The sequence below is a fragment of the Streptomyces sp. NPDC001401 genome (assembly GCF_042895385.1).
In the GTDB taxonomy this organism is placed as follows: Bacteria; Actinomycetota; Actinomycetes; order Streptomycetales; family Streptomycetaceae; genus Streptomyces.
On the sequence record NZ_JBIAWI010000034.1, the window covers coordinates 42,434 to 52,180 of the forward strand.

General features: G+C 63.8%; 10 protein-coding genes and 1 tRNA gene. 3 read left to right on the forward strand and 8 right to left on the reverse strand.

What is annotated here, in order from left to right; translation table 11 throughout:
- Positions 1-678 precede the first annotated feature (678 nt).
- The 3 genes from ACFY10_RS53285 to ACFY10_RS53295 all read right to left on the reverse strand — a co-directional run bounded on the left by ACFY10_RS53285 (position 679) and on the right by ACFY10_RS53295 (position 2,456).
- Positions 679-1,515, reverse strand: coding sequence for a protein kinase (locus ACFY10_RS53285; RefSeq protein WP_390672670.1), 837 nt, complete (start codon positions 1,513-1,515; stop codon positions 679-681).
- Positions 1,516-1,585: 70 nt separating this feature from the next.
- The gene (locus ACFY10_RS53290; RefSeq protein WP_390672671.1) at positions 1,586-2,029 is read right to left on the reverse strand and encodes a glycine-rich domain-containing protein; all 444 of its coding nucleotides are present in this window, start codon (positions 2,027-2,029) and stop codon (positions 1,586-1,588) included.
- Between the two features lie 196 nt (positions 2,030-2,225).
- Positions 2,226-2,456 (reverse strand): hypothetical protein, encoded by a 231-nt coding sequence (locus ACFY10_RS53295; RefSeq protein WP_390672672.1) that lies wholly within the window; start codon positions 2,454-2,456, stop codon positions 2,226-2,228.
- Positions 2,457-2,580: 124 nt separating this feature from the next.
- Between ACFY10_RS53295 and ACFY10_RS53300 the strand changes: the two genes are divergently transcribed.
- Positions 2,581-3,921, forward strand: a complete 1,341-nt coding sequence (locus ACFY10_RS53300; protein ID WP_390672673.1) for a hypothetical protein — start codon at positions 2,581-2,583, stop codon at positions 3,919-3,921.
- Here ACFY10_RS53300 and ACFY10_RS53305 read toward each other — a convergent pair.
- The 4 genes from ACFY10_RS53305 to ACFY10_RS53320 all read right to left on the reverse strand — a co-directional run bounded on the left by ACFY10_RS53305 (position 3,899) and on the right by ACFY10_RS53320 (position 7,122).
- On the reverse strand, positions 3,899-4,432 hold the full coding sequence (locus tag ACFY10_RS53305; protein WP_390672674.1) for an NUDIX hydrolase: 534 nt from the start codon (positions 4,430-4,432) through the stop codon (positions 3,899-3,901). The genes ACFY10_RS53300 and ACFY10_RS53305 overlap by 23 nt on opposite strands.
- Positions 4,433-4,680: 248 nt before the next feature.
- Positions 4,681-5,088 (reverse strand): NUDIX domain-containing protein, encoded by a 408-nt coding sequence (locus ACFY10_RS53310; protein ID WP_390672675.1) that lies wholly within the window; start codon positions 5,086-5,088, stop codon positions 4,681-4,683.
- A gap of 59 nt (positions 5,089-5,147) precedes the next feature.
- Positions 5,148-6,122, reverse strand: a complete 975-nt coding sequence (locus ACFY10_RS53315) for a response regulator (RefSeq protein ID WP_390672676.1) — start codon at positions 6,120-6,122, stop codon at positions 5,148-5,150.
- Between the two features lie 7 nt (positions 6,123-6,129).
- Positions 6,130-7,122, reverse strand: coding sequence for a sensor histidine kinase (locus ACFY10_RS53320; protein ID WP_390672677.1), 993 nt, complete (start codon positions 7,120-7,122; stop codon positions 6,130-6,132).
- Positions 7,123-7,776: 654 nt separating this feature from the next.
- On the opposite strand from ACFY10_RS53320, the gene ACFY10_RS53325 reads away from it, so the two are divergent.
- Both ACFY10_RS53325 and ACFY10_RS53330 read left to right on the forward strand, forming a co-directional pair.
- Positions 7,777-7,866 (forward strand) — tRNA-Ser (locus ACFY10_RS53325).
- Positions 7,867-8,646: 780 nt separating this feature from the next.
- Positions 8,647-9,123 carry a hypothetical protein gene (locus ACFY10_RS53330; RefSeq protein ID WP_390672678.1) on the forward strand — a complete coding sequence of 159 codons (477 nt, stop codon included), beginning with the start codon at positions 8,647-8,649 and terminating at the stop codon, positions 9,121-9,123.
- Between the two features lie 12 nt (positions 9,124-9,135).
- Here the strand turns inward: ACFY10_RS53330 and ACFY10_RS53335 are convergent, their stop codons facing one another.
- Positions 9,136-9,603 carry a hypothetical protein gene (locus ACFY10_RS53335; RefSeq protein WP_390672679.1) on the reverse strand — a complete coding sequence of 156 codons (468 nt, stop codon included), beginning with the start codon at positions 9,601-9,603 and terminating at the stop codon, positions 9,136-9,138.
- Positions 9,604-9,747: the final 144 nt, after the last annotated feature.

Genomic DNA, 9,747 nt, shown 5'->3' on the forward strand with positions numbered 1-9,747 from the left:
CTGGGCGCGGCCCCGGGGCGCCCCCGCCCGCGGGGGTTTTTTTCTTTTTTTTTTCCTCTCTTCGCGGCCCCCCGCGCCGGGGGGCCCGGGCGGTGGCGCCCAGGCCCCCCCGCCGCTCCTTGTCTCCGCCACCGCTCCGGCGGCCCCCACCCGCTCAGCGCGCAGCCATGCCGAGGCGGACAACCAGACCAGGAAGCAACCCGACCGCTCCGAGCACCAGGACCAGGCCGACGCCCACCAAGCACGATCGCGCCGACCAACTGCCCACCGCTTCAACGCCGCAGGACCCCAGCGACGCAGCCTGAGCCCAGTTGCCATGCTGCGCGGACGACGCCCAGGCCGGGGCGAGGCGCGGCCCGTGACGTTCGAAGAAGCGTGGCTGAGGCCGGCGGGGGTTACTGGAAACACACGTGGCGGGTACTCAGTCGGCGCACCCGCCGCGGTGGCTGACTTTCGGAGGCTCAGGTCAGAACCCTCTCCAACTCGACAACGCGAAGCAGGGGTTACAGCCGCACCCGCATTCGGGCACGCCAACTACCCCGGTACCATCGGCAACGGGGTCCTGATCAGGGCTTCCACGACCGGACCACCCGGAATGCTGTCCAGGCTGAGGGGTGGTCCGGTCTTCGTCTGTCGGGTGGAGTCGTACGAGCGGCGTCGGTGTACCGGCGCTCGTATTCAGCTCAGCGCTTTGCCCACCTCGTAGATGGTGGGTCGGTCCTCTGGCGCGTAGCTGAGCATCGCGTCGATCAGCTCTCCCAGCTCACCAGGCGCCTTTACGGGCCGTCGCCGCCCGTTCGCTACGGCCTCTCGCTGCACCGAGCGGGGAGCGTCGTCCGGGTACTCCATCGCGCGCCAGCCTGTGGCGGAGATGAGGAGCGATGCGCCGAGCGCGTAGACGTCGGCTTCCGGCGTCGGCTCAGCTTCGCCCGTGTCGAGTACGCTCCGGGCGATCTCCGGTGCCTCGTAGTGGACGAGGCAGCCGCGGAACGGGAAGTCGTACCCCTCGGGTACGGGAGCGCCCTGGGCAAGGGCGAGGTCGATGAGGTGGGTTCGCTCCGGCCCGATGATGAAGTGGGCGGGCTGTAGGTCACCGTGGGCCCAGCCCTTGGCGTGGAGTTCGGCCAGTGCCTCGACGCAGCCCAGCGCCACGCTGGTGTGCGGTGCGATGGACGAGTCAGGCCGACGGCACGACTCCCACAGCTGGTACAGGTCCGGCCCTTCACGCCACGGCTGGAAGTTCCAGGTTCCGCTCTCCCACTCGCCGTACGCGAAGTCGACGAAGCCGAGACGATGGAGCACAGCCCCTTCGCGTGCGGGTGCAAGGGCGGTCCACGGCTGGGCAGCCCAGTCGGCCGTGGCCTCGATCGGATAGCCGACCTTCACGGCGTAGTGGCCCCGATGGCTCTCCACCTCCCAGACCATGGAGCCCCGGCGGTTGAGGACCAGGCGCTGGGCCGTCGGCATGAGCGCGTCCAGCACCACGATCGGCAGTTCAGGGGATGACCCGGACAACGTCTGTTCTCCTTCCAGGCGAACGCGGCCGACCACGATTCGAGGCCGGCCGCGTCGCTGCTGTCGTGTGCTACGCCTGACCGTAGGGACGGCCGCAGTCCGAGTCGCACTGCGCGAGGTTCCTGCCGTCCACGATCCACAGGTCATCGAAGACCATGAACCCGGCCGCCTTCATGGCACGCGCCGAGGTGATGACCTTCTCCGGGTCGCGTGGCCCGCCGCCCGGCTTCGGGTTGTGGTGCAGGAAGCGGCCCGCGTACCGGTCGCACAGCCTCGCGTACTCCCGCGTGTGCAGGATGAGGGCGTGCAGGCCGAGGTCCACGTCGTCCGACGGAACCATGGGGACGGTGGCTGTGGCCGCGGTGACCAGGAAGGCGACCGCCTGGTCCGCGATCCGTTCGGCGCGCTGGCGCGACTGCCCGTTGTGGACGACCACGAAGTGGGTGAGGCTCTCGAACAGTTCCTCACCAGCCACCGCGCGACCGGTCTTCTGATCGTTCGCCGTTGCCGTCATGCGAGTACTCCTTGTGTGTGACGGTGCGTGGGTTGGATGGCCGGCCCCGAACGGGGAAGGGGGAGCCGGGGAGTTGGCACCCGTCCGGGGCGGCCCGTCTACTGGCCCATGGCGAGAGCCATACCGATGACCAGGCCGCACGAGCCGCTGACCATGATCACGAACAGGACTCCTGCGTACCGGGCGATAGTGCGCATCACAGCCCATCCCGACTGTTGCCGTTCCTGATGGCCAGGCGGGCGCTCAGTTCCTCCCGTGGACTCGGCGCCACCACGTTGTCCGGCATGGCGTCCCATTCCGTGCCGCCGCCGATCGGCCTCATTTGCACACGACCGGCGACCTCACCCATGACGACGCCGATCCGGTCTCGGGCGCTGTCCTTCGCCAGTTCACCGATGCCTGGTCTGGTCTGCTGGTTGCTCGCCATGTAACGAGCATCGCGATCCGGGGACCCGTGCCAAAAGGCCAGGCTGATTACCCAACTTGGGTAATATCGCGGCAAGTAGAGGACCAGCGACATTGCGTAGCCCTCGCAGGGTGGGAGCTTGCCGATGCCCGACGCAGACCGGCCGCAGGAACTGCCAGCCCGGCTGCTCACCGATCCCGAGATGATCGACGCGTGTCGGGTGCGGGACTTCGCCAGAGTCTTCCGGCTGGTGAAGACCAAGGCGGGCATCTACCCGTCCATGATCGCCCGACGCTGTGAGCTGACTCCCAGCCGTGTCGGCGAAGTCATTGCTGGACAACGCCAGTTGCTGCATATGGATGTCATCGAGCGCATTGCGGATGGGCTGCGCATCCCAGGACACATGCTTGGGCTTGCCCGTCGGGTGTGGGAGACACCTCAAGCCCTCGTGGTCACCGAGCGAGAGGCTCCCCAGGAGCCGGACCCTGAGCCGCAGACTCCCGCCGCTCTACCTGGCCCTGATGTGGACAGCATTCTGGCCCTGGCCACGCGAACGAGCCTGAACACGGCCACACTTGAAGCCTTTCGCTCCTCCATCGAGGACTACTGGCGACGGGACGATCAGCACGGAGGCGAGGCACTGCGGCCGGCAATCGTCGGACAACTCCGCCATGTCGTAGGTCTCTTGAAAGAGAACCGACCACCGTCTATCCAGAACGGCCTGTATGGAATCGCGGCCGAGCTGGCACGCCTCACCGGGTGGACCTACTTCGATGCCCGCCAGTACAACCAGGCCCGCGCGTACTTCACCGAGGCCCTGCAACTGGCCAAGGAGATCGACGACCGCCAGTTCATGGCCAACGTCCTTGCCTGCATGAGCTTGCAGGGCACGTACCAGGACAAGCCCGCCGACTCGCTGGCCTTCGTGACCGCCGCCCAGGACCAGGCCCGCTCTGCTGTCGACACCACCCCACGGGTCCTGTCCATGCTGTCGATGCGCGAAGCCTTCGCTCACGCCACTCTCGGCAACCGGGACTCCACTCACCAGGCGATCGGGGAGGCGCACCGCCATTTCGAGCGGATTCGGGTGAGCGACCCGGACCCGTCCTGGGTGACGTACTTCGACGAGACGAAGCTGATCGTGGACACGGGGATCGCTCACGGGCGGCTGGGCGAAGCGGCGACCGCCGAACCTCTGATCGCAGATGCGTTGCGGCGTGAGGCTCGCACCAACCAGCGCGGACGGGCGTTTCACTCGTTTTGGCTTGCTCGTACGCAACTGGATCAGGGCAAGCTGGACCAGGCGTGCGACACCGCCACGCAAGCACTGGAACCGGCGTCGGCGGTGGCCTCCGAGCGAGTGTCAGGTCATCTCAGGGAGTTCTACGACCAGTTGGCCCCGCACAGGCAGGAGCCCGTAGCCCTGGCTTTCGAGGCGCGGCTACGGGCACTCCTCCCGCCGGTCAGCGGATCGCTTCGTCCATGAGCAGGTAGAGCAGTCCGACGAGCGAGCCGCTGCTCACTACCTCTCGGCGGTCGATCATGCCCCGCACCTCTGCGAGGGGGATCCACTCGATGCGGTCGGACTCGTTCTTCTCTGTGGGCGGCCCGGCGTAGGTGGCGCCGTCGATGCGGAAGACATGGTGCTGCGAGTCGGTGATGCCGTTGGCCGGCTCGGCGTAGATCAGGGGCTTGATGGGGCCGGGGCGCCAGCCGGTCTCCTCCAGGACTTCGCGCCCCGCCGCCTCCTCCGGAGTCTCGCCCTCCTCGACTAGGCCCATGGGCAACTCCCAGGCCCACGAGTCGGTGATGAAGCGGTGTCGCCACATCATCAGAACCTCTTGGCGGTCGTTGACCACGGCGGCCACGGCCAGGTGGCGCAGGCGAACGACGTGGTACTCCCACCTGCGCCCGTCAGGCTGCTGAACGTCGACGAGACACAGATTCACCCACTTGTTCGTGTAGATCTGTCGCTCACCGTGCGTCTTCCACTCCATACTTGCGACCCCTCTCGATCGGTCTCCAGGATCTCAGACGGGTTCGGAGGCGGGCACACGTTCAGCCTTTTTCGCGTCACCTTGACGAGATGCCCTGGCACGGTTCTGGCACAACCTCTTGGACCCGAACTCTTGGCTGGGAGGTCATTGAGGCCTGGTGGGCTGGTCAGTCGGCCATCGACGGTTGTTGGCGGTCAGCTGAGGTCACGATGGTTGCTGTACTCCGCTGCTGTACAGCGGTCACGGGATCAGGGAAGCTGCCCGGCCTCGTGAAGTGCGTCGAAGACCATCACGTCGACGGTCGAGACTCGGTCTCGATCGGCGTAGCGGAACCACGCCTTCTCGGCGATCTCCCTCGACGGGGTCAGCTCACCGCGGTGATCGGCGGTATAACAGATCATCCTGAAGGGCCCGTGATCCGGATGGCCCTCGCCGATCTCGAAAGTGCCGAAGTGCACCATGGAATCGGGGTCGACCGTCGCCTGCAGTTCCTCGCCGATCTCCCGCACCAGGGTCTCGCCATCGGATTCGCCCGGCTCACGATGACCGCCCGGGAGGTAGAAGCGATCTCTGCCATGACTACGCGTCACCAACACCCGGCCGTCCCGAACCAGGACCCAAGCCACCTTCTCCGGCACACCGTTGCCATTCACCATGACTCGGGACCGTATCGGAGGGCACCGTCCAGCCTCAGCCACGCTGCTGGCGACGTCTGTCAGTAACCGTTAATAGTGCCCGTATCAAATATGGCTTGCGTATTATTGCTGAGATAGTCAATCTGGCGAGTGCGTAGATCACCCGTCGGAACAAGTGCATAAACGGCTTCATTTTTCATGGACCCACAGCAATCGCACTGCGTCCGCAGCAGGAGTTTGACCCTTCGATAGATGGGTGCTGCTTGGAGGTGGCGAGAACGCACCGAGCCATTTCCGGCAGCCGGATTCGATTCCAGTGTGTATGTCTCCTCTGCCGCCTTCTCGATAGCGTGCGAGGCGCGTCTCTTATAGTTCTTGCGGCGGGAATGCTCGACAGTCGACTGCAGTTTCGACATTACCTCAAATTTGAATTCAGCATTGGAGCTTAGTTTGCTTATGCTCTCCTGCTCGATTACCACTTCGAGTTCACGTCGAGTGGTATTAACTTCCCGCTTTGTTCCTCCTATGTCAACCTTCATGAAAGTTCGGAAATCTTCCTCGACCCATATGTCTTCGGGAGACTCGGTTATAGAAATTAGTTCGAGGTGGACTCTGGGGCCCCTAAGCGAAAAACCACTCCTGTAATTTGATAGCGCGATTGGGTTCTCCGATCTCCGCTTTGCAATGTCTGCCAAGGCTTCGAAGTAGTGCTCGCGTACTCGTTCCGAGAGTTCGGCAACTTTGTCCTTGTTTACGAAGTCACAGAACTTGTTCCTCATGGCTTCTTCTAGATCATCAGCCTCAACTTTTCCGCTGAACAGAATACCTCGCAAGTCGGGCTCTATAGATGCGAGTTCGAGGAACAGGTCGGTTCCGAGCTTGAGGGGCATTCGCTGATCAAGCACGGCTACCTTCAGATGGTTAGCTTTTGCCACGTTAACTGCTTCCTCGGGACTGTTGGTGTAGACCGTCTCAAGGCCAGTTTCGGCCTGGATCAGCCGCGCAAACGCGCGCCCTGCCCGCTGGTTGTCGTCTACTACGAGTATCTCGACCATGTCGCCCCTACTTCCCAGGCAAGTAAATCGTCATGGTGAAGCGATTGCCCCGACTGCTGTCTACCAATTCTGCGCCATCATATGCCGTGAGCAGGTCCTTAACTGTTGCGACTCCTAGCCCATCGTGGCCTAGCTTGGTCGTCAACCCTGCTGTGTGGAGAATTTCCCCGTCTACCGGAGCATCTACGCTATTCTCCAGAGAAAATACAATACGATTCCCGACTTCTCGATTGAACCGCAGCTGTATCTTTTCCCCATCAGGACTTGCCTCAACCGCATTCTCTATAAGGGGAAGCATGAGGGCTAGCAGGTAATTGTTCGAGTATTCTGGTATCGAGTCGGGAAGGGAGAGCTCTAGGGTGCTTCGCTTTCCAGCCCTGGCTGAATAAACAGACACAGCCCCCTGTACAGATTCACTGAGAGACGTAGGTGACCAAGAGTCTGCCGCCGAAGAGACCTGCCTGAGTTCTCGGAATGCTGCAAGGCTGGCCTTGCAGAGTTCAACGCTGGTCAAAACGTCATGAATTTCTTCGACCTCTGCTGCACTCGTTGTAGATTTCGCCCACTCTCGTATCGTTACCTCAATGTGCGCGAGAGGCGTCTTTAGTGAGTGAGCCAACTCTCCAATGAGGTTGGATCCCAATTCCGGAGAGAGGGGCTGGCGAACGGTTCGCAATTCATTGGTAAGGTGACTCAGGGAGGTTTGAATCGCCTCGCGAATCTCTGAGCCAGCAAGGTGTCGGACTTCCTGAGTGAAATCCGACTGAATGGAAGTGAAGAGATGCTGTTGACGCTCAATTCGGTCGAGTATTTCGCCAAGCGCCATCTCCAGTCGGCGATTATCTCGATCCGACCTCTCCCTGATCTCTCTTTGCTCGAATTCGACGTACTTAGTGCGGCGAATTTCAATTTGCTTAAAGTATGACCATAGGAACGTCAAAATCAGCACCGGCGCCCAAAATCCCGCAAGCGCTAGGAGGAGTATGTCGCCAACATCCACCGCTAACTCCGGCGCCAAGAAGGGGGAAATTGTCCTCGGGGCGTGAAGATTCCGAGTTGGATCTAAGCCCAATGGGATGTGATGGCTCAACAGCTCAGTGCACTTCCCTAAGTCCAAGTTACGCCGGTAGAGGGAATCTCGCATGCCAGGCTGGCTTGCATCACATCGCGCACGAGCTCCCGGGTCGACACAGCGAGAGGTGGGCGGAGTGGGGGACTCAAACCGGGGACCTCAACCACGTCTGGTTCAGCGTCTGCATGCTGTGTGCCGCGCACGGAGCGGAGCGAGCCGCCTTGAACCAGCAGAGAAAGTTGCAGCTCAGCCCGCCCTGCGGGGGTTGTCCCATACGTTTGATGCCCGACGGTTCCATCCTCGCGTTGCTGTCTGCGACTGCTGGAGTGGTGATCGCCAGAGCCGGTCTTACCGGAGCTGTGGCGGGTCGGCTGGCAGACAGTCATGGCGACGGCGTCACCGGCGGGAGCTGACGGCAACGCCTGCACACGGACGCGCACAATCGCTAGCCTGCGTGCTCGGAGCAGAAGGCCATAGGGCTGCGAGCGGACACAGGGTCAGTGGACCCCGTGTGGACCACCGAACCCGCGCGACGCTCGATCCCGGTACGCTGTACCCGCTCCGCCCCAGGTGGGCGGCAGCGGAGGTGGGTTGCCCGAGCGGCCTAAGGGAACGGTCTTGAAAACCGTCGTGGCAGCGATGTCACCGTGGGTTCAAATCCCACCGCCTCCGCGGTGTGCGTAACCGGATGAGCCGGGGACCGGAGCTGATCCGGTCCCCGGCTCTCTGCATTTCCGCCCTCTTGGCGTCGCCGCAGTTCCTGTCAACGGACATGGAATCAACCGGAGTTCAGGGTTCCCACCGGCCCACCGTGGCGAAAGCTGGCGAATAGTCGTATCCGCGAAATCCACCGGGTCGTGCGCGGTAGCGTCCGCCGCAGCGACTCGGTTCCGCCTCTCTGCGTCTCTCCTGCTCACCGCGAGCAGGGGGTACCGGGAGAGGCGGGAGGTGAGTTGATGGACCAGTCGAAGGAGCCGGTGTGGTTCCGGCGGCATCAGTGGTGGATCCGGCTGACGCTGGAGGCCCTGGCTGTGACTGGGACGATCGTGGGTTGTGTGGTGCCACTCGTGCGCTGAGGCGAGAACGAGTGGCGGTCCGGTCGGAAGGGCCCGGTATGGGCCCGGCCGCTCCATACTCGACCGGGCCCACCGCCCGCGCGGCCGACCCGGCTCCGGAAGCCCCCGGGGCCGGGTCTTCGCCTACACGGGAGCCATCGGAACCCCTGCGCGACGCAATGTGCAAGGGTCGCCCAGCGCTCATCCGCGCCACGCCAATGTAGCGAGCGGCTTGATCCAGAGGATCGTTCAGGCGGAGGAATCTCCATCCTGTTAGTCATCGTTAACAGGATGAAGGTGCAGGTCGGACAAGGTCAAGCTGGCGAAACCTGGCGAACTTCGTGATCATGTACGTCGGGTCGGCGCGCCGGGCGTCGGTACCGAGAGGGGCGGGGCGTTGACCAGGACGACGAGGAAAAGCGCGTTTGCGGGCGCCGTGGCATCGACGTTGCTTCTCGCGGCGTGCTCGTCGGGGAACCACGCCCCGGCCGGTGGCACGAACTCGGCGTCCCCGGCCCGGAGCAGCATCGCGGCACAACAGCAGGAGAAGAAGCTGGCGGCTCAGGCCCGGTCGGCGCTCGAAGCCACCGAGACCGGCTCGATGGTGGCCTCCGGTCTGGAGCGCGTATCGGACGGACTGCACACCGATGCGGGCCTCTCCCCGGGCACCGCATACCGCCTGACCGTGGTGTGTGCCGGCACCGGAACCGCCGTCATCGAGTTCGCACCGGCAGCCGCGGCTGCGAGGAAGCCCGTTTCCTGCGACGGGACGACGGCCCTGGAGCGCTTCACCGCGAAGCACGCGCAGCGTGTCGACATCAGCGGCGAGCAGGGTGCCACAGGGATGATCGCCTGGCGGATCGACAGGGTGTGAGCCGGACACCCCCTAGAGCTCGTGGTCCCGCGCCAGCGCCTCCCAATCCACCCTCCGCAACGAACCCTCCGCATCGCACTCGCTCGGCACCCGAGTGGTCGGCTGGAACCAGATGACCGTCAGCGCCGAGTGGTACAGGACCGGGTCGAGGGACGGGTCCAGTGCCGTGGAGCGGAAAGAGCCCACGCAGGCGACGGACGGCAGAACCTCGACGGGGCCGAAGGCGCCCGCGTACTGGTGCGGGTATTCGCGCGGGGGCGGGACGAGGTGCACCGGGGTGGTGGGGAAGGTGCGTTCGGCGGTGTGGCAGAGGTTCTTGATCACCATGTCGTTGACCGGCTTGCAGGGGTAGCCCGGGTGGCCCTCCGGCATTCCTCCGTACGTCGACGACAGCCGCAGCTCGGCGAGGTCGACCGAGCGGCCGGAGGAGAGGACCACGCGGGCCAGCGACATGGTCCGCGCTCTGGGGCGGTCGTGCATGGACGTCCTCTGCTCAATTGCTCAATTACTCAATGGCTCGTCCGGCCTTAGAAGCCGTTGTCTTTCCGGATGTGATCGTTGAGTTTCCGCTGCTCAGACATGGTTCGGGCGTCGTTGCGGGAGAGTTCGGGCGATCAGATCGTT